At 60.8% G+C, this 260-nt stretch carries 1 protein-coding gene; it reads right to left on the bottom strand.

Annotated elements, in window-relative coordinates:
• A partial coding sequence (locus GSQ83_RS00010; protein WP_158800665.1) for a transposase occupies positions 1–205 on the bottom strand: 205 nt, incomplete at its 3' end.
• Positions 206–260 lie beyond the last annotated feature (55 nt).

Genomic DNA, 260 nt, shown 5'->3' with positions numbered 1-260 from the left:
TTTTGGTTGACGGAATGCAGGGTTCCATTCCGCGATCCATCAGGGCTTGCCGGAACCAGTTGCTGTCATAGCCGCGATCGGCGATCAGGCTCCTGGCTGGCGGCATGGCCCGGAGGAGGATGCGGGCACCCTTGTGGTCGCTCGTCTGGCCTTCGGTGAGCAGCAGAAGCAGGGGCTTGCCTTCTCCGTTGCAGACCGCATGCAACTTGGAATTCAGACCGCCCTTCGTTCGACCAATGCAGCGGGGAAAGCCCCTTTTT

The sequence above is a fragment of the Acidisoma sp. L85 genome, assembly GCF_009765865.1.
In the GTDB taxonomy this organism is placed as follows: Bacteria; Pseudomonadota; Alphaproteobacteria; order Acetobacterales; family Acetobacteraceae; genus Acidisoma.
This window is presented reverse-complemented; position numbering and strand designations above follow the sequence as displayed.